Annotated in this window: 13 protein-coding genes and 1 tRNA gene; 9 read left to right on the forward strand and 5 right to left on the reverse strand. The window is 63.0% G+C overall.

All coding sequences use genetic code 11. From position 1 onward, the window contains the following. The first annotated feature begins 2 nt into the window (after nt 1–2). On the forward strand, nt 3–3,440 hold the full coding sequence (locus H535_RS0106445; protein ID WP_051298718.1) for an ATP-dependent helicase: 3,438 nt from the start codon (nt 3–5) through the stop codon (nt 3,438–3,440). Here the strand turns inward: H535_RS0106445 and H535_RS30265 are convergent. Further along, nucleotides 3,421–4,875 (reverse strand): phosphotransferase, encoded by a 1,455-nt coding sequence (locus H535_RS30265; RefSeq protein ID WP_081416488.1) that lies wholly within the window; start codon nt 4,873–4,875, stop codon nt 3,421–3,423. The genes H535_RS0106445 and H535_RS30265 overlap by 20 nt on opposite strands. 175 nt (nt 4,876–5,050) lie before the next feature. On the opposite strand from H535_RS30265, the gene nudC reads away from it, so the two are divergent. After that, nucleotides 5,051–6,046: an NAD(+) diphosphatase gene (gene nudC / locus H535_RS0106455; RefSeq protein ID WP_026818906.1), complete on the forward strand. Its 996-nt coding sequence runs from the start codon at nt 5,051–5,053 to the stop codon at nt 6,044–6,046. Beyond that, entirely contained in the window at nt 6,043–8,238 is a 2,196-nt protein-coding gene (locus tag H535_RS0106460; protein WP_245580195.1) for an ATP-dependent DNA helicase UvrD2, read from the forward strand. Before nudC ends, H535_RS0106460 begins: the two co-directional genes overlap by 4 nt. A gap of 44 nt (nt 8,239–8,282) precedes the next feature. Here H535_RS0106460 and H535_RS0106465 read toward each other — a convergent pair whose 3' ends face one another. Continuing rightward, nucleotides 8,283–9,347, reverse strand: coding sequence for a ThiF family adenylyltransferase (locus H535_RS0106465; protein WP_026818908.1), 1,065 nt, complete (start codon nt 9,345–9,347; stop codon nt 8,283–8,285). Nucleotides 9,348–9,512: 165 nt separating this feature from the next. On the opposite strand from H535_RS0106465, the gene H535_RS23850 reads away from it, so the two are divergent. Next, entirely contained in the window at nt 9,513–10,067 is a 555-nt protein-coding gene (locus tag H535_RS23850) for a M48 metallopeptidase family protein (RefSeq protein WP_035768544.1), read from the forward strand. Between the two features lie 79 nt (nt 10,068–10,146). Here H535_RS23850 and H535_RS23855 read toward each other — a convergent pair whose 3' ends face one another. Further along, nucleotides 10,147–11,679 (reverse strand): zinc-dependent metalloprotease, encoded by a 1,533-nt coding sequence (locus tag H535_RS23855; protein WP_035768546.1) that lies wholly within the window; start codon nt 11,677–11,679, stop codon nt 10,147–10,149. 251 nt (nt 11,680–11,930) lie between these two features. On the opposite strand from H535_RS23855, the gene H535_RS0106480 reads away from it, so the two are divergent. The 4 genes from H535_RS0106480 (at nt 11,931) to H535_RS23865 (ending at nt 17,126) form a co-directional block, all read left to right on the forward strand. Continuing rightward, the gene (locus tag H535_RS0106480) at nt 11,931–12,965 is read left to right on the forward strand and encodes a YlbL family protein (protein WP_081416490.1); all 1,035 of its coding nucleotides are present in this window, start codon (nt 11,931–11,933) and stop codon (nt 12,963–12,965) included. A 225-nt stretch (nt 12,966–13,190) separates the two neighbouring features. Further along, nucleotides 13,191–16,250: a UPF0182 family membrane protein gene (locus H535_RS23860; RefSeq protein WP_081416491.1), complete on the forward strand. Its 3,060-nt coding sequence runs from the start codon at nt 13,191–13,193 to the stop codon at nt 16,248–16,250. A 69-nt stretch (nt 16,251–16,319) separates the two neighbouring features. After that, nucleotides 16,320–16,393 (forward strand) — tRNA-Met (locus H535_RS0106490). 136 nt (nt 16,394–16,529) lie between these two features. Continuing rightward, on the forward strand, nt 16,530–17,126 hold the full coding sequence (locus tag H535_RS23865; protein WP_245580197.1) for a DUF6328 family protein: 597 nt from the start codon (nt 16,530–16,532) through the stop codon (nt 17,124–17,126). Between the two features lie 20 nt (nt 17,127–17,146). Here the strand turns inward: H535_RS23865 and H535_RS0106500 are convergent, their stop codons facing one another. Together H535_RS0106500 and H535_RS0106505 are read right to left on the reverse strand one after the other, a co-directional pair. Beyond that, complete coding sequence (locus tag H535_RS0106500) at nt 17,147–17,917, reverse strand: PspA/IM30 family protein (RefSeq protein ID WP_026818910.1); 771 nt, start codon at nt 17,915–17,917, stop codon at nt 17,147–17,149. A gap of 60 nt (nt 17,918–17,977) precedes the next feature. Next, complete coding sequence (locus tag H535_RS0106505; RefSeq protein ID WP_026818911.1) at nt 17,978–19,987, reverse strand: TPM domain-containing protein; 2,010 nt, start codon at nt 19,985–19,987, stop codon at nt 17,978–17,980. Between the two features lie 294 nt (nt 19,988–20,281). Between H535_RS0106505 and H535_RS0106510 the strand changes: the two genes are divergently transcribed. Next, nucleotides 20,282–21,991: a S1C family serine protease gene (locus H535_RS0106510; protein ID WP_026818912.1), complete on the forward strand. Its 1,710-nt coding sequence runs from the start codon at nt 20,282–20,284 to the stop codon at nt 21,989–21,991. Nucleotides 21,992–22,226 lie beyond the last annotated feature (235 nt).

The following is a 22,226-nucleotide window of genomic DNA, read 5'->3' on the forward strand; positions in this document are numbered from 1 at the left end:
CGATGCTGGATCTGGACGGAACCGGCGAGCAGGAGCGGTTCACGCCGCAGCAACTTGCCTCAGCCCTGGGACAACACCAGCCCACCGAAGAGCAGGCCGCGATTATCAGTGCGCCCCTGGAACCGCTGCTCGTGGTGGCCGGCGCCGGGTCCGGAAAAACGGCGACGATGGCCGATCGTGTCGTCTGGCTGGTGGCCAATGGGAAAGTCCGTCCCGAGGAGATACTTGGCGTCACCTTCACCAGGAAGGCGGCCGGGGAATTGGCGGACAGAATGCGGACGCAACTGGCAAACCTGTCCCTCAAGGGACTGCTGCCGGCAGACGTAACTTCGCCGTCCGAGGCTGACGCCGGCTTACTCGATCCGAAAGTTTCCACCTACCACTCCTACGCCAGCAGCCTGGTCACCGATCATGGGCTGCGGCTGGGTATAGAACGGGACTCGGTACTGTTGGGCGGAGCCCAATCGTGGCAAATGGCCAGCCAGGTGGTGGAGGCCTACTCAGGCGAATTCGAGCACTTCACCGCCGCGAAATCGACCCTGGTGCAGGCAGTGATCCAGCTGGCCGGCGAATGCTCGGAACACCTGCAACATCCCGGCGAGGTGCGCACTTATTTGCTCCAGGAAGCAGCGCGGATGGAAAATCTTCCATACCTTGAGGGCAAAACGAAGGAACCGGCCGCAGAGGCCCGGAAGATCGTTGATCGGCTGCGGACCCGGGCGACCGTCGCCGAACTGGTGGAGCGTTACACCGGTTTGAAGCGGGAACGGGGAGCCCTGGACTTCGGGGACCTGGTGGCGCTGGCCGCGAAAATCGCCGACGAGGTTCCCGCCGCCGGGCACATGGAACGGCAACGGTTCAAAGTGGTGCTGCTGGACGAGTTCCAGGACACCTCACACGCCCAAATGCAATTGTTTTCACGTCTCTTCGGCGGTGGGCACCCCGTCACGGCGGTGGGGGACCCGAACCAGTCGATTTACGGATTCCGGGGCGCCTCGGCCGGGCAGCTCTTCAGCTTCCCGACCACCTTTCCCCTCATGGATGCGTCCGGATCAGGGTCTGCCGCACCGGTGAAGTACCTCAGTATTGCCTGGCGGAATTCGGTCAATGTCCTGTCCATGGCCAACACCATTTCCCGGCCGCTTAACGCAGTTGCCCCAAACCGGCCGGGCTCAGCCCGGATCGAGGTGCCCGATCTACGGTCGGCACCGGCGGCCGGGGCCGGCAAGGTGATCCTGGGGCGGTTCGAGACGGATGCGGACGAGGCAGCTGCGGTGGTCCGCCGCGTCGAGCAATACCGGGCCACCGCATTCACCCGGGATGAGAAGACTGGACGGGCGGTACCCACCTCGGCCGCGGTGCTGTGCCGGCGGCGCGCTCAAATGGAGCCGATCCGCAAGCAGCTTGAAGAACGGGCAGTTCCATATGAAATCGTCGGGCTCGGTGGCCTGCTCAGCACGCCTGAGATTGTGGATCTGGTGGCTACGCTGCGCGTCCTGGCAGATCCGTCCCGTTCCGATTCACTGATGCGGCTGCTGACCGGCGCGCGCTGGCGGGTCGGCCCGGCCGACCTGATGGCGTTCTCGGACTGGTCGAAATTCCTGGCCAGGCAACGGGAGAAAGCCTTCGCGAATCCGCAGGAAGCCGGCCGGCAGGACGAGTCCGAAGCCCCGGTGGTGGAACACGACCAAGTGGACAGCGCCAGCCTGGTTGAAGCGCTCGACTGGCTGCCCAGGGACGGATGGACATCCGGCCACGGACGCAGCCTGTCGCCTGAGGGGCTTGGACGGCTGCACCGGCTGCGGCAGGAGCTGAACAACCTCCGCACCTTCATTGGGGACGATCTGACCACCCTGTTGTCCGAGGTGGAACGGACTATGCTGCTCGATATCGAAGTGGCGGCCATCCCGGGCGTGAGCATTCACTACGCCCGCCGCCACCTGGACGCATTCCACGACGCAGCGGCCGGATACATTCAAACGGCCCAGCGGATGGACCTGTTGGCCTTCCTCAGCTGGCTCGATGCCGCGGCCGAGGAGGAGAATGGGCTGGATATTCCGCAGGTGGAAGTACGCCGCGACGCCGTCCAGCTCTTGACCGTGCACGCGTCCAAAGGCCTCGAGTGGGACGCTGTCTTCGTTCCCGGCCTCAACGCCGCGACCTTTCCGTCGGACAAGGACTCACGCTGGAGCAGCGGCAACTCGGCCCTGCCGTGGCCGCTCCGGGGTGACTGTGCGGGCTTGCCGGTGTGGGACTGCGACCAGCGGGACCAGAAAGGCTGGGTGGACAGCGAGAAAGCGTTCAAGGGCGAGGTCGCCCACCATACGGAAATGGAGGAGCGCCGGCTCGCCTACGTTGCCTACACCCGGGCCAAGCATGTGCTGATGTGCACGTCGGCTGCATGGAACGGCTCGCGGGGATCTGTCGCGGGGGTTTCCACCTTCCTGGAAGAGGTGCTTCCCCTGGCCGGGGGCACCGAACCCGCTGCGGCCATTGAACTATGGGCGGACGAAGATGAAGTCAGCACCTTCAACCCAATGACGGTCGATCTGGAACGGGCGGTGTGGCCATACGACCCGCTGGAAGGCCCAGTGGGACCGGACGGGCCAATCCGCAAACGACCGGGACGCCGGGCGCAGATGGAACGGGCCGCCCGCAATGTGCATGCCGCAGCCGAAGGGCTCAGCGCCGACAGCGACGGTGCGCCGGCCGCGGATGCCGGGGCGACACCGTCCAGTGCGGGCGATGGACCGGCGCATCCCATAGACCGCGCATCCGCCCGTTGGGATACAGAGACGTCCCTGCTGCTTGAGCGGCACAATGCTCCCAACCATCGGTTGGATGTTGAGTTGCCCCAGCACATATCCGCCTCCACCCTCGTGGACCTGGCCGACAACCCGGCGGAGGTGGTCCGGCAGTTGCGCCGCCCCGTGCCCAGGAAACCGGGGATGGCGGCGCGGCAGGGGACAGCCTTTCACACGTGGGTCGAAGAATACTTCGGAACCACCGGAATGCTGGAGTTTGAACAACCGCGCACCGCCGACAGTTTCATTGACGAGAATTACGATCTCGATTCGATGACCGCGACCTTCAAGGAATCCGAATGGGCCAGACGTTCCCCGGCAGCCATCGAGGTCCCGGTGGAAACCCAGGTGGAGGCCGTGGTGGTCCGTGGCCGGATCGACGCCGTGTTCCAGGATCGGGACGGGACCTGGGACCTGGTCGACTGGAAAACCGGCGCCGTGCCATCAGCGTCACAACTTGGGATCCGCGGCGTTCAGCTGGCGGTTTACCGGCTGGCCTGGGCGCGGTTGAAAGACGTTCCGCTCGACCGGGTGAATGCGGCCTTCTACTACGTCAAGGAGAACAAGGTCGTTCGTCCGCACGACATGGCCGGCGAGGAGGAACTTGAATCAGTGATCAGGTCCGCGTACGGGTAACCGGATCCTGCCGGTCGGCGGTGCCGGGGTCCGGGGCATCGCCGCGGTCGGGACCGACCTCGCGCTCGGGGCTACGGTCGGGATCTGCCTCCTCGCCGGAGTCCGGACCGTTATCCGAGTCAACGTCCGACGACGGATCGGAGCCCGAGTCGACGGCGTCGTCGCCTTCGGGGTATTCGTCGGCGGGAACGGGCTGCACCGTGACCTTATCGTTGTCGGCGGGCCGGGCAGAGGCATCAGCGCCGCCCGCGGGGTCCTGGTCGGCAGTGTCATTGGTTCGCGATGTATCGAGGTCCGGGCCGTCGTCGGCGTCACTGCCCGGTTCCGGCGCCGCCTCGGCGTCATCGTCGGTGCCGGTTGTCACTATCGCCTCATCGGGTATCTCTGCTGCGTTCGCCTCGGCGTCATCGTCGTGGCGGGAATCCGGCACCGGGTCGCTCGTCTCCACCTCCCCGGTGCTGATGGGCGCCACGGACTCTGAGTGCGGACGCTCCGGGGGATCCGCCGAAATCGGCTGGCCGCCGTACTCAGCGATGTCCGATTCCAGCGCGGCGAGCATTTCCTCAGCCTCGGCGACCACGGCCGGATCATCGATTGCGATGCCCCGCACGAGCCATTGGGCCACGGCAAACTCGGCAGACAGCGCGGCACGGCGAAGCAGATGGCGGTCCGGGGCACGCTGGACAGCCACCGAATACGATTCCAGCACCGAATCGGCGAAGCGCTGGTCGTTGGCAGCGATCAGCCAGGCGAAGTCATCCGCCGGATCTCCAATGCGCATATCCGTCCACCCGTTGACGCCGGTGACACGGGCCTGATCTATCAGCAGTTGGTCTTCGTGGAGGTCACCGTGCACGACTGACGGCTGGAACTGCCACAATGCAGCATCTTCGAGGGCATTCTCCCAGCGCAGCAATAACGACGACGGAATCTTTCCGGTCGTCGCTGCCTGATCCAGCTCGTTGAGTTTCCGCTGGCGGAATTCGTCGGCGCTGTAGCTGGGCAGGTCCGCCGAGTGCACCAACTCCAACGGCAAATCATGGATCGCGGCCATGATCCTGCCAAGTTCGGCGGCGATGTTGCCGGGTTCTGCCACCAGCTGGTCGATGCTGCGGGTGGACCCGGGAACATGTGAATAGACGAATGTGGACAGGTTTCCCTGGCGTACTGTTCCAGCCACGTTGGGCAACAGGAACGGCAATTCGGCCCGGACCGCCGGGGTGAAGCACCGCAGCACATGCAGTTCCGTTTCCAGGCGGACACTTGCCTCGGCATGTTTGGGCGAGCGCACACGCCACCGTTTGCCGGCGTCGTCAAGCAACACAGCGGACTGAAAATCCGCTGCGTCGTCGGGTGCGGTGGCGACCCCTGCGGGTGTCAGGCCGGGTACCGCGGCGCTTGCTATGGCTGCCAGTTCGGTGGGAGTTCTTGTCACAATTCCAACGGTAGATGTAACCGCGGCCTGAGCCCGGTTACGAGGCGGCGAGTCGCGGGAACCGTAGCCCTTGGAACATGCTGGGAGAATGCTGGGTCACAACTGGATCCGCCCATCCACAGGTCCGGCCTGAGGCGAATCGTGAAAACCCCGAATGGTTCAGTAACGTGGAAGGATGAGCAACACAGTTCCGCCCGCAGGGCCTTCGCCCGAAGATGCTCACCCTCCATTAGGATCACTGGCGCTGGCCCGGGCGGGCGTGGACCGCGGAGGCGACTGGCGGGTGACGCCGGGGCTGATGGAACGACTCTGGTCCGCGCCCGGAACCAAAGTCATGCTGATCGCGCATGGCCGCAGCCCGGTCCGTGACTCCTCGCTGCTGCTGGTGGATGCCGCCAGCATTGACCCCACCCGGACCCCGGTGTATCTGGGGCATACGACGGTTGCCGGTGCCGGACCTGCCGGCAGCGAACCCGCGGGGACCGACGTCGTCCTGTTGATGCTCAAGGAACCTTCCAACCAATGGGAGGGCGACGAATCGGTCCGATGGATTGGACTTCGCGAGGCCGCCACGGAACTGCCTGCCCGGGATGCGGCGCTCTTTGTGGAAGCGGCGGCCATTGCCAACTGGCACGCCACGCATACCCATTGCCCGCGGTGCGGCACGCCCACGGATGTTGAATCCGGCGGCTGGGTCCGGCGGTGCCCGGTGGATAACAGCGAGCACTTCCCGCGCACCGACCCGGCGATCATTGCCACGGTGATTGACGAGAACGACAGGCTGCTATTGGGAAGTTCGGCACAATGGTCCAACAAGCGGTTTTCCACGCTGGCTGGTTTCGTTGAGCCCGGGGAGTCGCTCGAAGCCGCGGTCATCCGGGAAATTGCCGAGGAATCCGGTGTCCGCGTCCATTCGCCGCGCTATCTGGGTTCGCAGCCGTGGCCATTCCCGGCGTCGCTCATGCTGGGATTCACCGCCCGCGCCCACAGCGCAGAAGCCGTGCCCGACGGCGTCGAAATCAGTGACCTGCGCTGGTTCACCAGACAGGAGCTGACTGAGGCAGTGGGCAGCGGGGAAGTGGTGATTGCCTCCGGCGCCTCCATCGCGCGGTCACTGATCGAGCACTGGTACGGCGGGCCGATTGCGGAGCCGGCGGGACCGCAGCCGTGAGCCAGACAAGCATAGCCGGCGACCTCGGACAGGAGCAGTCCCTGGAGGAACGCGTCCTCGGCGCACTGGATGACGAACAGCGCAGCGTCGCCTCAACGTTGACCGGACCATTGTGCGTATTGGCCGGGGCCGGAACCGGAAAAACCCGTGCGATCACACATCGCATCGCCTACGGAGTGCACGCCGGTGTGTACAAACCCCAACAGGTATTGGCCGTGACCTTCACGGCCCGCGCCGCCGCCGAAATGCGCACCAGGCTGCGGGATCTGGGCGTCGCCGGTGTGCAGGCGAGGACGTTCCACGCCGCGGCGCTGCGGCAACTCCAGTTCTTCTGGCCGCAGGCCATCGGCGGCCAGCTTCCGGGCCTGCTCGACCACAAGGCCACGCTCATCGCCGACGCGGCGCGCCGGCTGAGGCTGAGCACCGACCGCGCGGCCATCCGGGACCTGGCGTCGGAAATCGAATGGGCCAAGGTGTCAATGCTCACCCCTGACACCTACCTGGCGAAGACCGCAGGCAGACCGGAACCGGCAGGCTTCGACTTCACCACCATCGCCCGGCTCTTCCAGGCGTATGAGGACGTCAAGACCGACCGGAACGTCATCGACTTCGAAGACGTGCTGCTGATTACCATTGGCATCCTGCAGGAGGATCCGCGCGTCGCCGCGGCCGTCCGCGCCCAGTACCGGCATTTCGTCGTCGACGAGTACCAGGACGTGTCGCCCCTGCAGCAGCGGCTGCTCCAGCTGTGGCTCGGCGACCGCCAGGAATTGTGCGTGGTGGGGGACTCCAGTCAGACCATCTATTCGTTCACCGGCGCCACGTCGCGGCACCTGCTTGAATTCACTCGTAAGTTCCCGGAAGCCGACGTCGTCAAGCTCGTGCGCGATTACCGGTCCACTCCGGAGGTGGTGAAACTCGCCAATGATCTGCTGGCGGCACGCACCAGGGAAGTGGATGCGGCCGCCCGGCGGCGTGAAGCACTGGGTGGCGTCGCCCCCGCGAAAAAGTCCGTCCGGGACAGCTGGGCCAGGCCGTTGGAGCTGATCGCCCAGCGGGACTCCGGCCCGCCGCCGTCGTTCGAGGAATTCACCGACGACGAGGCCGAGGCCGCCGGAACAGCCCGCAGGATCAAAGCTTTGGTCGACGACGGCGTCCCGGCCAGCCAGATCGCGGTGCTCTACCGCACCAACGGTCAATCCGAGGCCTACGAGCAGGCCCTGGCGGCTGCCGGTATCGGGTATCAGCTGCGCGGCGGCGAGCGGTTCTTCGCACGCCGGGAAGTGCGGGACGCCATCCTGCAGCTGCGGGCGGCATCCCGCACGGCCGGCGGCGACGATGTGCCCCAACTGGTCAGGGACGTGCTTTCGTCCCTGGGGTACAGCGCCGAGGGGCCGCAGAGCAGCGGGGCCGTCCGGGAGCGGTGGGAGTCGCTGGCGGCGTTGGTGGCACTGGCCGACGACGTCGCCGCCACCCGGCGGCAGATTCCGGGGGCGCAGTTCACCCTGGCCGATTTCGTGTCGGAACTGGATGAGCGGGCAGCGGCTCAGCATGCGCCAACTGTGGAGGGCGTGACTCTTGCATCTCTGCACTCCGCGAAAGGTCTGGAATGGGACGCGGTGTTCCTGGTGGGCCTCAGTGAAGGCCTGATGCCGATATCGTTCGCCAACACGGAAGAGGGCGTCGACGAGGAACGCCGACTGCTCTACGTAGGCATCACCCGCGCGCGCAAGCATCTGGCGCTGTCCTGGTCGACGGCGCGTACTCCCGGAGGCCGTGCCAGCCGGAAACCAACACGCTTCCTCGATGGTCTCAGGCCGGACTCGGCTCCGGCGTCGTCGGGCCGAACCGGCGCAGCTCCCAAGAGACGCAAGGCCGCGGCGCCGGCGCAGTGCCGCAGTTGCGGGCAGATGCTTGCCTCCGGGGCCGAACGCAAGGTCGGCCGGTGCAGTGATTGTCCGCCGGCGTACGACGAAGCGACCTTTGAGGCGTTACGGCAATGGCGGCTCAAGGTTGCCACCGAGTCGGGAGTTCCGGCATTCGTCGTATTCACTGATGCCACGCTCGTCGCTATCGCCGAATCGAAGCCGGCCGACCCGCGGCAATTGTCTGCTGTGGCAGGTGTGGGAGCCAGTAAACTCGACCGCTACGGGGAAGCGGTGCTGGCCATCATCAACGAACCGGACGACTAACCATTGCGTCCCTGCGCAGGATCCGTTCCCGGTTCATTTGCCTGTCAACTCACGGCCGGAACCGAAGCGGTAGCCCCCAGGCACCCGCAATCGGGATGTGGTGAGTAACTGTGGGTGACGGTGGAACCGTCGGCCGCCCTCACCTGGACCACCGTCGACCAGCCCGAGGGGCGGTTGACACCGTCGACCAGCAGCAGGGATTGCAGCACGGCCGGACCTGCGGCAGATAGGGCCAATGCGCTTTCTTCCGGCCCGGTGGAATCCCTGGCCATTGCCCGCCGACGCATGGTCCGGCACATGTTGAGCCATTGCGGATCCTGGTCTGCCCGATGCCGGTCGACGCATTCAGTGCAGGCTGTTTCTCCGGGGACGACGAGCGGTCCAATCAGTACGTCGTGGTCACGCAGCACTACGGGAAGGTGGGGATGTTCGCGGTGCATGAGTTCTGCCTGCAGCCGGTCATCCGTGACATCGCTGCTGATGGAAATAACTAAGTCGAGGGAGAACGACCCCGTGCCGCCGGCATGGGCGGTGCCAAGGGGGTGCGCCCGGATCGTGGGGTCGATGTGGTGGATCTGGCGGCGGACGGCGGCAGTACGGCCCATGCCGATGTCGCAGAGCCGGTAGGAGCCGGCACCGACATCGCATGCCCGCACCCGGTGGGCGTCCTCCAGCAGCAGGGTGCCGATACCGGCGGCCGCGAGGGCCTGAGCTATAACACTTCCGGTCCTCCCCAGTCCGGCGATTCGGACGGCCGCCCGGCTGCGCCGCTCCATCAACGGCACTGCGTCCTGTTCATAAGCCGCGGACCACTGTTCAACATCCGGGCCCAGGCGATCCGAACGCAATCCTGACAAGCCGGAGGCCTCTGTGCCGCCATGAATCAACACGGGGTCGAGGAGTTCCATCAAGTATTGCGCCCGCGCCGGCAATAGTCCGCACTCGCTGGCGAGCATGGATCCGGACTTGTTCGTTCCGTCCATCAGGCACCACAGGAGCTTCTTGTCCGGGTCGGTCAAACCGTCGAGGACAATGCTCTGTTCTCCCACCCCGAATTGCACGCAATGCCCGGATCGTTCGAACATCTGCAGTCGGCGATTGATATGCATTGTGGCCTCCCTCATGCCTGGCACGGATTGATGCACTGCCGCCGAAGCGGGCTGAGCACCGGGTCTGTGTACTCATGCTGGCACGTCTGAATCCGGCGTGGAGGGTTATCCACAGGATGGAGCAGGCGCGGTGGCACCGGCGGTTCGGCGCTGTAACGTCGAGGTATGACTACTGACGCACCGCAGGTTGAAGTCCGACGTTCCGCCCGCCGTCGTCGTACCGTTACCGCATTTTGGGAGGACGGCGTAGCCGTCGTGGCGGTGCCGGGGCACTTGAGCACGGCGGAGGAACAGGAATGGGTGCAGAAGATGGTGCCTAAGCTGGAACGCAAGCGTGCCCAAAACGCGGGCAAAATGCGTGGTGGTCCGTCAGGCGATCAGGACCTGATGGACCACGCACTGCGGTTGTCCGGCCGCTACCTGGATGGAAGGGCCCGGCCGAAGAGCATCAAATGGGTGGACAATCAGAACACCCGGTGGGGGTCGGCCACACCCGCGAACGAGAGCATCCGGATATCAAGCAAGATCCGGGGTATGCCGCAGTGGGTGATCGATTATGTGCTGCTGCACGAGCTCGCCCACTTGCTGGTCGCCGGGCACAACACCAGGTTCTGGCAACTGCTGGAGGCCTATCCGGATACGGAGCGCGCGAAGGCATTCCTGGAAGGGGCGGCGTTCGCCACGTCGCGTGGACTGAGCGGAGAAACGGGCCTGGATTAGCGGCTGGTCTTGCGGGGCTGAGGGCATCAGTCCCGGCAAGACCGGCCGGCAGCCCATCACGCGACGGGGGAGCCGCCGATCAAGGGCGCCAGCCCGGATGGCCCCCGCCGTCGTCACCATCGTCGCGGTCCGGATCCTCGTTGCCGGACTCTTCCGGCGACCCTTGGCCACCGGTGTTGTCCCCATATTGGGGGTCCTCGTTCCCGGATCCGCCGACTGAAGGGCCAGTGGCCCCGTCGTCGTTGCCGTCACTGGTCTCGACGTCACCTGTCGGCTGATCCTCGTAACCGCCGGACAGCAGTTTCTGCAGCGCCGCGTCGACGTCCTGATCCGAGGCTTCCATCAGCTGCCGGCGTTCGTCGAACCCGGCCGGGTCGTCCAGATCCTCGGCAGTCGGCAGCAGGTCGGGGTGGGCCCAAATAGCATCCCGCCCCTCGATGCCGCGGTCCTTTTCCAGCTTGGCCCACAGCGCGGCCGCATCGCGGAGCCGGCGGGGACGCAATTCCAGTCCCACCAAAGAGGTGAAAGCGTGTTCGGCCGGACCGCCGGTCGCGCGGCGGCGCCGGACCGTTTCGCGCAGCGCCTCGGCCGAAGGGAGGTTGCTGGCGGCGGCAGCGGTCAACTGATCCACCCACCCTTCGACCAGCGCGAGCGTGGTCTCCAACTTCTCCAGGGCGGCGTCCTGTTCGGCGGAACGCTGCGGCATGAACACGCCTTGTGAGAGTGCTTCCTGGATTGACTCCGGGTTTGACGGATCGATGTCGCGGGCCAGCTCCTCGATCTTGCCGGTATCAATGTGGATCCCGCGGGCGAAGCTTTCAATCGCTCCCAACAAATGTCCGCTCAGCCACGGTACGTGGGTAAACAACCTGGCATGGGCGGCCTCGCGCACAGCCAGGAACAGCATCACTTCCTGCGGCGGGACGTCCAGCCCCTCACCGAATGAAGCAACGTTGGCGGGGAGCATGGCCATTTGGTTTCCGGCCAGCGGAATACCTATGTCGGAGGCGCTGACCACTTCGCCCGACAGCGCACCGACGGCCTGGCCGAGCTGCATACCGAAGAGTGCGCCGCCCATGTTCTGAAGCATCGACTGGGCCCCGCCCATCATCGACTTCATTTCCTCGGGCATTTGTTCACCAAGTGCTGAGGAGAGAGCGAACGCCACGGAGTTGGCGACCGGCTCGGTCATCCGCTTCCACGTGTCCATGGTCTCTTCGACCCATTCGGCACGGGACCAGACCCGGCCGATCATGCTGGTGCCGGGGAAATCCGTGGCCGGTTCCAGCCAGATTTCAGCCAGCCGGAGGGCCTCATCGACCTCGTGCGACTGTGCACTTGTCACGGAAGGATCCTCGCCGGCCGCTGCCGCCTGCCTGGCGTTCTCATGGGCCAGCTGCCAGTTCACCGGCGCATCGCTCTGCGAGCTCATCATCGACTGGACCTGCTGGAACATCATGGCCAACGCTTGCGGGTCAGACGGCATGCCGCTGGCCTTGGCGAACTCCTCCGGATCGATGCCGCCGGCCCCCTGTGAGCCGAAGAGCTTTGCCAGCATCTCCGACAGGGGATCTTTTGGATCCTCGCCTTCATGGGGTGGGTTCGAACTCATAGGTACCGCCGTTTCCCTGCTATAGCGTTCAGTTGGGCCAAGGGACTTGGAACTTTAAACGTTACCGGCACGTGCTTTGGGTTGTCGCCCTTTCGCGGGCAGGTTCGCTGAAGGCAAATAATGTCACTCGGCGACGCGTAGGCTGGGACAAAGACTATATTCGAGAGGCTGTGCTGTTGAGTTATCCGCCACCTGCGCCGTATGGTGTGCCTTCCCGCCCCCAGCGGCAAAAAGATCCGCGATTCGGCGCAATGGTGGTTTCGGGTGTGATTGCGGTGGTGCTGATTGTCGCCGCCCTCTTCCTGCCCGCGCCTTACGTGGTGGAAAGTCCGGGGCCAACGTTCAATACGTTGGGCAAGACGGAGCAGGGTCCCGTGATCGAGATCGAAGAACATCAGAGCTACCCGGCCGGCGGGCACCTCAATCTGACAACTGTTTACGTCACCGGCGGACCCGGCCCCCGGAACAACGTGAGCATTTTCCAGGCATTCGAAGCGTGGGCGGATCAGTCCGATTCTGTCCTTCCGGTGGAGCTGGTGTATCCGCCCGATGTCACCCGTGACCAAATCCAACAACAAAATGCGGCCGCCATGGATTCTTCGCAGGACAGCGCCATTGCGGCTGCGATGACCCAACTCGGTATCGAGTACAACCAGGAAATGTTCGTCGTCGGATTCACCCGGGATTCCGCTGCCAAGGGCGTCCTGCAGAAGGACGACATTCCGCTGCGGATTAACGGGAAGAAGATCGAGAATATCGACACTCTCCGCAAGGAACTCAATGCTTCCGGCGGCAAGACCGTTCAACTGACCATCAAGCGGGACGGCGAAACAATCACCGAGGAAGTCACTCCCAATCAGGCCGATTCCGGCGACTACCGATTAGGCGTCTTCCTCGGCACCAATTATGACTTCCCGTTTAAGGTCGACATCGGGTTGCAGAACGTTGGCGGCCCCAGCGCGGGAATGATGTTTGCCCTGGGCATTATGGACAAGCTGACCGAGGGCAAGATGACCGGTGGCCGGTTCTTCGCCGGCACGGGCACGATTTCCTCCACGGGGGACGTGGGTCCCATTGGCGGTATACAGCAGAAAATGGTCGGGGCGGACAAGGACGGCGCCGAAGTCTTCCTCGCCCCCGCGGGCAATTGCAGCGACGTCGAGGGCAACGTCCCTCAGGGGATGGACGTGTACAGCGTCGAAACGCTGGATGACGCCGTCGACGTCGTGAAAACTGTTGGTTCCGGCGGTGACACGTCGGCGTTGGAAACCTGCCAAAGCCAGTAGGATTTTCGGCGCCGAAAGCAATCTTGCGGGCTGTCAGAATTACGATCCAGTGACAGTCCGGCAGATCAATTGTGTCCCGATTGGTTGTGGCATTGCCTTACAGGCAGAATGAAGGGGTAAGGAACCATCGGCCGCGGTGAATCGTGGCACTACTAAAGCATCTGTTTGCTGTACAGCCACAACTTTAGATTGATGGACCAGCGCACCCTAGTGACGAGGTAACGAGTGACATCCGGATCATCCACGCAGGATAGACCACGCCCGATCTTCAGAGGCCGCCGGGGGCCGCTGATCCCGACACTGATTATTGTCGGTGTGCTCGTTGTAGGGTTCATCTTCTTCTCCGGCATCTACGCCGACATCCTGTGGTTTGATCAATTGGGGTACCTCGATGTCTTCGTGACACAGAATGTTACGCAGGCGGCCATCTTCATCGTCGCAGCCCTGATCATGGGCGCGACGGTGTACGCAAGCCTCCGCATCGCCTATGGTGCCCGCCCCATCTACGCCCCGGACACTGATGTCCAGGACAACCTGAGCCGGTACCAGGAAACGATTGAGCCCGTCCGGCGGCTGGCTATGATCGGCATCCCTGCCCTGTTGGGGCTGTTTGCCGGTACCGCCGCCTCCTCCCAGTGGCAGCAGGTGCTGCTGTTCTTCAACCAGGTTCCGTACGGAGAGACCGACCCGGAATTCGGTCTCGACTACACGTTCTACATGATCTCGTTACCCTTCCTGGGGTTCCTGACCGGCTTCCTGATCAGTGTCGTGCTGGTGGCCGGTATTGCCGGAATCCTGACCCATTACCTGTACGGCGGGATCCGCCTGGAGGAGAGGGGCATATTCACCAGCACGGCTGCCCGGGTCCATATCGCTGTGGCAGCGGCTGCCTTCCTGGTGCTGCAGGCGGCCAATTATTGGCTGGATCGCTATTCGACACTGACCAGCCAGGACGGCAACTGGGCCGGCGCCTTCTTCACGGATGTGCACGCTGTGATTCCCACGAAGGCCATTCTGGCGGTCGCCGCACTCATTGTTGCCGCGTTGTTTGTTGCGGCGGCAACGACCAACAAGTGGAGACTTCCCCTGGTGGGAACGGCGATGTTGATCATCACCGCAGTGCTTGCCAGCGGCGTCTACCCGTGGGTTATCCAGCGCTTCCAGGTCGAACCGTCCGAGCAGACCATGGAAGTTCCGTACATCGAGCGGAATATCGAGATGACGCGTGAGGCGTACGGACTATCGGACATCAAGGTCAAGGACTACGACGCCACCACCAACGTGAAACAGGGCGCCCTTGAAGAGGACCAGGCAACGATGGACAATATCCGTCTGCTGGATCCCAATCTGGTCGCGGCGGCCTTTGGGCAACTGCAGCAGTTCCGTCCCTACTACCAGTTCCCCAACATCTTGAACGTTGATCGGTACAAGGTGGACGGCCAGACGGAGAATGTTGTCGTCGCCGTACGCGGACTGGATACCGGAAACATCAACAGCTGGATCAACCAGCACGCCGTCTATACCCATGGTTACGGCGTTGTCGCCGCCAGCGCCAGTGAAGTCGCGGCCGACGGCGAGCCGCAATTCCTTGAATCAGGCATACCCAGTCAGGGAGTCTTCGGCGATTACCAGCCGCGGATTTACTTTGGCGAGTATTCACCTGAATACTCGGTGGTCGGTGCTCCGGAAGGCACGCAGCCGATGGAGCTGGACCGTCCGGAGACCGGCGGCGCCGCGGGGGAGGCCAAGACCACGTTCTCCGGCGATGGCGGACCAAGCGTTGGGAACTTCTTTAACCGGCTGGTCTACGCGATCCAGTTCCAATCCACCGAATTGTTGCTTTCGGACGCGGTGAATGAGGAATCGCAGATTCTCTACGACCGCGACCCGCGTGAACGCGTTGAAGCCGTGGCACCTTACTTGACTATCGACAGCAACATCTACCCCGCCGTCGTCGACGGGAGGGTGAAGTGGATTGTCGAGGGCTACACGACGAACTCGAATTTCCCATACTCGGAACAGCAGCAGCTGGAGTCAGCCACCACTGATTCGCAGACCGGAACCGGCGCTGCCCAGCAGGCGCTTCCACCGGAGCCGGTGAACTACATCCGCAACTCGGTCAAGGCAACAGTCGACGCCTATAACGGTTCAGTGGATCTATACGCATGGAATCCCGATGATCCGCTGTTGCAGGCATGGCAGAACGTCTTTCCCGAGGCTATTCAGCCGCTCAGCGAGGTTTCCGGGGACTTGATGAGCCACTTCCGCTATCCCGAGGACTTGTTCAAGGTTCAGCGCGAGTTGCTTGGAACGTACCACGTCACTAACCCGGTCAACTTCTATCGGGGCAACCAGGAGTGGAGCGTCCCGGACGACCCGACCGAATCGGATAACAACAACACTCCCGGGCAGGATGAGAGCAATGTCCCGATCCCGCCGTACTACCTGTCTCTGGCGATGCCGGGCCAGAAGAATCCGGCCTTCCAACTGACCTCGCCGTTCATTCCCGCGGCATCGAGTCAGGGCGAGGAGGCCAGGAACGTGCTGTATGGCTATTTGGCGGCTAACTCCAACGCCGGATCCACGGCAGGCGAGAAGGCGGACAGCTACGGAACGTTGCGTCTGCTGGAGCTGCCGACGGACCGAGTGGTGTCCGGGCCCGGCCAGGCGCAGAACCTGTTCAACTCCGATCCCGAAGTGTCGCAGGCGTTGAACCTCTTGCGCAGAGGTGCGTCAGAAGTACTCAACGGCAATCTGCTGACACTTCCCGTTGGCGGAGGCATCCTCTACGTCCAACCGGTGTATGTGCAATCATCCGGCGAATCGTCGTACCCGACGCTGCAGCGGGTGCTGGTGAGCTTTGGCGAGCAAATCGGCTTCGCGCCAACGCTGGATAAGGCATTGGACGAATTGTTCCAGGGCGACTCCGGTGTCGAGGCCGAAGGAGCCGAACAGGATGATACCGGCGGCGGCAACGGCGGCGGTGGCTCCGGTGGAGAAGGCCAGCAGCAAGGCGGCGGTGACGCGAGTGCCCAGGCAGCCTTGCAGGACGCCTTGGAGCGTGCCAACGCCGCTATACAGCAGGGGCAGGCTGCCCTGGCCGAGGGCGACTTTGCCGCCTATGGAAAGGCACAGGCCGCCTTGAACGAGGCGCTGCAGGATGCCATTGAAGCTGAGAATCAGCTCGCCAACGGAGGCTCCGGCGGGCAAGGCGGTGAAGGCGCCGGCGGGAACAATGGCGGCGGTTCCGGCGGCGCCAGTCCGGAGCCAACTGACCAGTCCTGACGATGGGAATGAGCCGGGCGGACCTCGATTTGGTTCCATACTTCGTGGCAGGTAGTGTTAATAACACGCCGCGGGGTGGAGCAGTTCGGTAGCTCGCTGGGCTCATAACCCAGAGGTCGCAAGTTCAAATCTTGCCCCCGCAACTGGTAAGCGAAGGTCCGAACCGAATGGTTCGGACCTTCGCTTTTTTGCTTGGCTTTGGGTTTACCCTTACCCGACCGAGCCCTGGGCGGGGAAAGAGATCGGCCACCTGCGCTCAACAGCACTAAAATAGTAAGCATGATGAACGTTCAGGGAGCCGGTGGCTTGCCTCATCACCGGCAAGGCGGGGAGACAAGCGGCGACTTCGATGACGGTCGGGGAGAGACCGAGAACCAGCGGCTCGACCGGAACTGGGTTGAGCTGTTGCAGGAGCTGCGCGTCATGCAGACGGGAATCCAGATTCTGACTGGCTTCCTGCTGACCCTGCCATTCCAGTCCAAGTTCCAGGACCTGGATACGTTCCAAATCGTGGTCTATCTGTGCCTGGTCGTGGGCGCCGTGGTGGTGACGGCGCTCATCCTGACATCAGTAAATCTGCACCGGGCGATCTTTGGACTGCACATCAAGAAATCGTTGGTCACAAACACCGACCGGACCGTGCGACTCACCATGGTCCTGGTTTCGCTGGTCCTTGCCGGGACGGCGGGGTTTATCTTCGACATCGTCGTGGGCCGTGTCGCCGGCGTGCTGGTATTCGGGTTGCTACTGGTCGGCGTGATCCTGCTGTGGAACGTCTACCCATACTTCATTCGCAGCAGAGCGACCCGGCAGCGATCCAATGGCGCTTCGCCGGGCAGCAAAAAGGCGGACCGGCACAGGGCCGATCCGCCTTAGTGAACGCTTGCCGACCAGCCTCAGTAGCCGGACTGTGTCGTCTCACCGGTGGTTAGCTGGGATGGATCGTTCTCATCCGAACGGCCCGCCTTCAAAGCCGCCAATCGGGCCTCGACTTCGGTCTGTTCACCGAGGTCCTCCAGGCTCTCGAACTGGGCATCGAGACTGGAATTCTGCAGCTCCGACTGGCCACGCACACGGGCTTCTTCCCGGCGGATTTTCTCTTCGAAGCGCCCGACTTCACTGGTGGGATCCATGAAGTCCAAGCTCTTGACGGCGTCCTGCACCTGGGATTGAGCCTCGACGGTCCGGGAGCGGGCAACCAGTTCGTCCCGCTTGCGGGTCAGTTCGTCGAGCTTATTCTTCATTTCGTTCAAACCAGTCTTCAGTTTTTCAACGATCTCGGTTTGCGAAGCGATTGTTGGTTCAGCACTCTTGGCTTCGTTCTCAGCATCGATTTGGCGCTGAATCGCGACCTTGGCCAAATTGTTGAACTTATCAGCATCGGCTGTATCACCCTGGGCGCGGAATTCCTCAGCGCGCTGGCTGGCCGCGATGGCCTTATTGCCCCATCCCTGCGCTGCCTGGACATCTTCCTGGTGGTCCTCCTGCAGCATGCGGAGGTTGCCGATCGTCTGGGCGACGGCGCTCTCCGCCTCCGCAATGTTGTTCGTGTAATCGCGGACCATCTGATCCAGCATTTTCTGCGGATCTTCGGCCTGGTCGATCAGGGCGTTGACATTGGCACGGGCCAGTTGTGCCACACGACCGAATATTGACTGCTTCGCCATTGCTTTGTCCCTCTTTCTTCCTTGCATCAATTGCCTGTTGATCCTTTGCGTCGAGCTGTCCTAGAAACTTCCTCCGGCGCCGCCGCCAAAGCCGCCTCCGAAGTCGCCGCCTCCGAAGTCGCCACCACCGAAGCCGCCGAATCCACCGCCGCCACCCAGGACGGAACCCAGCAAAATGCCTCCAAGCATGGCGCCGCCCATGCCACTGCCGCCGCGGTGCCGGCTGTACATTCCGCCACCGTAGCCGCCATGGCCGCCGAATCCTTCAACATCGGTCTGGGCGATCTTCGCTGCCTGCCCGGCAAGAACATTTGCCTGGTGAGCGTAGGAGAGGGCCGAGGTGGGGTCGTCGCGGGAGATGGAAAGCGCGTGATCAAGGTTCCGCTGCGCTTCGGCCAGCCGGGTCCGGGCTTCGCTCCCGACACCGCCGCGCCTGGCCGCAATGTAGTCGGAGGTGCCCGAAATTTGCGACCGCGCGGAGATCACCGCCTGTTGCAAGGCGCTTCGGGAACGGCGATCCTGCTCCTGCTTGTCACGCACGCCGGCGAGCGCCTCGTCCAATTGCCGATTCGCTTCGTCAATGCGCTGCAGGCACGCCAGAGGACCATATTTTCCGGCTGCCATTTCGCTTCGCACTTGCTGCAGAGCGGATTCAGTGCGGGCCAGGGGGCCGGCCAGTTCAGGGTGTGAACCGCCGTCGAGCATGGCGCGTGCTGCTGCGACGTCGGCAGAAACATCTGCGATGGCAGGTTCAAGTTCCTTGGTCGCTTCCGCGAGGTCGTCCGAGAGCTTGTCGATGGCGTCGAGCAGAATATTCGTCTGTTGGACGCTGTCCTCAGCGGCGCGCACTGCAATCACGGCAGATCCGGTGTCGCCTTCGGCGATCTTTTCCTCAGCCGTTTCGGCGGCGGTTTCGACGAATTCGAGGCGCTGGTTCGCCTGTGCGATATTATCGGCAACCTGGGTGATGGCCTCGCCCGCGTACCGTTCCTGCAGCTTCGCAAGGGAAGCTTCGGCAGCCTGAACGTTTTGGGTCGCATCGGCCGCACGCGCCCGGGCATTCTGCAGTGCCGCCGGAGCGTTCTTTTCCAGTTCCCGCAACTTGTCGAATTCGGCCTTGTGCTCTTCCAACGAGCTATTGGCCGCCTCGCAGTTCCGGATGATTTGTCCCAGCCACGACCGCTGCTGCTCCTCCGTGTCAGGAATGTGATCGTCCAGTTGCTGCTGCAGTTTGAACGATTCGCCGAGCTGCGTTTTGGCATGGTCGATATCGGCGATGAACGGCCGCACTGCCTCATCCCCGTACTGCGCCTGTGCAAACAGGACTTCCTGGTCGCTGGTCTTGATGGCATCATCACAAGCGACCAATAGACTGCCGGCCCGCTGGCGCAGTTCTTCGATGCTGAGTGAAGCCAGCGGGTCCGGCGGGGCTTTTTCCTCGTCTTTGTCCAGTTCGGCCTGTCCGTCCTTGGTGGCCGAATGGCTGCGCGAACGGAGGAACAGGAACCCTGCGATTCCGATCACCGCGATAATGAGCGCCACAGTTAACACAGTTGAAATTCCGCCTCCGTCGTTGGGGTTTCCGTCGCCTCCGCTGGCTGCATCGGCCGCACCGTTGGTTGCACCGATGGCTGCTTCAGCCCAGTTATCGTCGTCCAGTTCGGGACGGACGACTTCCTGGGAGATGGTCTGTTCCTCCTCAGCGCTGATATCGCTTGCTGAGTTGAAGTTGAGCTGGAAATCCCGTGTCTCTGTTGCAACGGCCAGCACCCCGTCAATAGTTCCGAGGTTGTTGACCTGGGCCGTTTCCTGAACCCACGCCTGTGGGCTGTCAGTGCCGGTGAAGTCCGGGACGAACGCGATATGCAGGTTGTAGCCGTGCTCATCCTGAAGCTGCTCGATGGCGTCTATGACCGTCGATTCTTCAGAGCTGCTGAGTACATCGGATTCATCGATAAGATATTCACCGGGTGGGAATTCCACTGGTTCCGCAGCGAAGGCTGCGGCCGGGGCGCTGAAAGCCGCGGCAATTCCAATCGACACAGCCCATGGCTTAATCGACGCTCGCATGTGCAATACTCAACCCCATTCGGCTGTTCCGGCGGCGCCAAAAGCAGCCAATCCTGCGATCAACCAGACGCTGACCGACACCTTGATTCTATGTATCACCCTATATGTCGTCCACGGTTGAAATATATGCGGCCCCTCATGCCTTATCCCTATGATGGCTTCGTTCGGGTATTTCATCCAGGCGAATCCCTGAGCAGGTATCCGGCTGTACAGCGAATGTCCAGCAAATATGATCTTCCAAATCAGGAACGGCGGGCATAGTGGGATACATCCACTCCGAAAGGAAATGTCGTCATGAGTGAGCAGCACGGCAGCGGCCAAGAGCGTCCGCGGCCTACTCAGCCGCGCGGACAGACTCCTCCACCTCCGAAGGATCCGCCGTCGAACGCGCCGCGGTTCGGACAATACCTGCCGCCGGATCGGCAAGCGCCGGAGCAGCAAGCAGACTCCGGGCAAGCTGAAGACCGGCCGGCGCAAGACCCGCAAGGGCCCGTTCAACCCGCGGCCGGACAAGCTCAGGGCGGCTATCCCCGAGCCGGGCAGCCGCATCAGGGGCAGGCACAGCGCGGCGGTTGGTACTACGACGGCGGCTGGCAATACTACGGCTCCGCCTCTCAGAGGCCACAACAGTCACAGCAGGGGCAGTCGCAGCATGCGGCCGGTGAGTATCCGGCGGGTCAGTACCCAACTGCGCAGTACCCCACGGGTCAGTATCCCACCGCGCAGTACGCCGCCGGGCAGCAGGCGGCCGGACAATACCCCACCGGGCAATACGGTGCTCCCTACCAGCAACAGCCTGCTCACGGTAAGCGGCCGAAGAGGTATGGCGGCATCGCCCTGGTGAGCGGTATGGTCATCGCGGCACTCGTCGGAGGCGGGGCCGCTATTGGTGCTGATGCCCTGCTCGATGGCGGGTCCTCGTCCACGGCTCCGGCGGCCAGCACCGCACAAAGTCCGGTGATCGTCAACGACCAGCAGAACGTCAACGCTGTGACCGCGGCGGCGAAGAAGGCTTCCCCGAGCGTTGTCACCATATCGGTCGGAGGCATGGGAACCAATGGAACCGGTTCGGGCATCATCCTGGACCGTGAGGGCCACATCCTGACCAATACCCATGTGGTGACTCTTGGCGGCCAGGCTTCGCAGCCAAATGTCGAGGTCCGGACCAATGATGGGCGAGTCCACTCCGCCGAGATAGTCGGCACTGATCCATTCTCGGATCTGGCGGTTATTAAAATCGACGCCGAGGGCCTCACACCGGCAAAGTTGGCCGACTCCAAAGAATTGAATGTGGGTGACACCGCCATCGCCATTGGCGCACCCTTGGGGCTGAGCGGGACTGTCACTGACGGCATCGTTTCCACACTGAACCGCACCATCAGCGTCTCTTCTTCGGCAGTGCCTGAAGATTCCGGTGGTGGAGTGCCCGATGACCAGGGCTGGAATTTTGCGCCGCCGGATGGTTCCGACAATCAGCAAAGCGGTGGTCAAGGCTCGGTCTTCATCAATGTGATCCAAACCGATGCCGCTATTAACCATGGCAATTCCGGCGGAGCACTGGTCAACGTCGATGGTGAAGTCATCGGTGTTAATGTCGCGATCGCCTCGGGAAGCAAATCCGGCGGCAATATCGGCGTAGGATTCTCGATCCCCATCGATTACGCGGAGCGTGTGGCCAACGAAATCATCGCCAACGGTGAGGCGACACATGGGTTCCTCGGGGTTTCTGTCACTGCCAAGGCTTCAGAGGAATCCACGGGCAGCACAGCCTTCAGTGTTGGTGCCGAGGTGGCAGAGGTCGTGGACGGCGCACCGGCCGACGACGCCGGGCTGCAGCCCGGGGATGTGATCACCCAGCTCAATGGCGTGGATATTTCAGACGCCAAGGCCCTGACCGCAGCCGTGCGTCAGCAGGCTCAAGGGTCAACAGCCGACCTGACCTATCTGCGTGATGGCGAGGAGCACACCGTCGAAGTCACGCTCGGCGACGCTGACTTGTCCTGACTGCGCCGTTCCACCACTGATAAGGCGGTTCTGCCGCTGAGGTGGCCCCGCTGCCTGGCGAACTGCCGTGCAGACGAATCACCCGACGCCGGGAGCCGGTTCCACACGCTGGAACCGGCTCCCGGCGTCGTCGTATCACGCGTTATAGTTAATGAGTAATAACTGAGCTGGATGTGATTAGCTTAACGAAGCCACCGGGCCGGACAGGCCGATGGTGGAACCTATTCAAGCGGTG

The organism is Arthrobacter castelli DSM 16402 (assembly GCF_000430705.1).
Taxonomy (GTDB): domain Bacteria; phylum Actinomycetota; class Actinomycetes; order Actinomycetales; family Micrococcaceae; genus Arthrobacter_C; species Arthrobacter_C castelli.

Bases quoted from the DNA above. Each gene is read 5' to 3' on its own strand.
- H535_RS0106445 (WP_051298718.1), top strand. From the start codon at position 3: ATGCTGGATCTGGACGGAACCGGCGAGCAGGAGCGGTTCACGCCGCAG.
- H535_RS23855 (WP_035768546.1), bottom strand. From the start codon at position 11,679: ATGAGTTCGAACCCACCCCATGAAGGCGAGGATCCAAAAGATCCCCTG.
- H535_RS0106500 (WP_026818910.1), bottom strand. From the start codon at position 17,917: ATGGCGAAGCAGTCAATATTCGGTCGTGTGGCACAACTGGCCCGTGCC.
- H535_RS23865 (WP_245580197.1), top strand. From the start codon at position 16,530: ATGATGAACGTTCAGGGAGCCGGTGGCTTGCCTCATCACCGGCAAGGC.
- H535_RS23850 (WP_035768544.1), top strand. From the start codon at position 9,513: ATGACTACTGACGCACCGCAGGTTGAAGTCCGACGTTCCGCCCGCCGT.
- H535_RS0106465 (WP_026818908.1), bottom strand. From the start codon at position 9,347: ATGCATATCAATCGCCGACTGCAGATGTTCGAACGATCCGGGCATTGC.
- nudC (WP_026818906.1), top strand. From the start codon at position 5,051: ATGAGCAACACAGTTCCGCCCGCAGGGCCTTCGCCCGAAGATGCTCAC.
- H535_RS0106505 (WP_026818911.1), bottom strand. From the start codon at position 19,987: ATGCGAGCGTCGATTAAGCCATGGGCTGTGTCGATTGGAATTGCCGCG.
- H535_RS0106510 (WP_026818912.1), top strand. From the start codon at position 20,282: ATGAGTGAGCAGCACGGCAGCGGCCAAGAGCGTCCGCGGCCTACTCAG.
- H535_RS0106480 (WP_081416490.1), top strand. From the start codon at position 11,931: ATGGTGGTTTCGGGTGTGATTGCGGTGGTGCTGATTGTCGCCGCCCTC.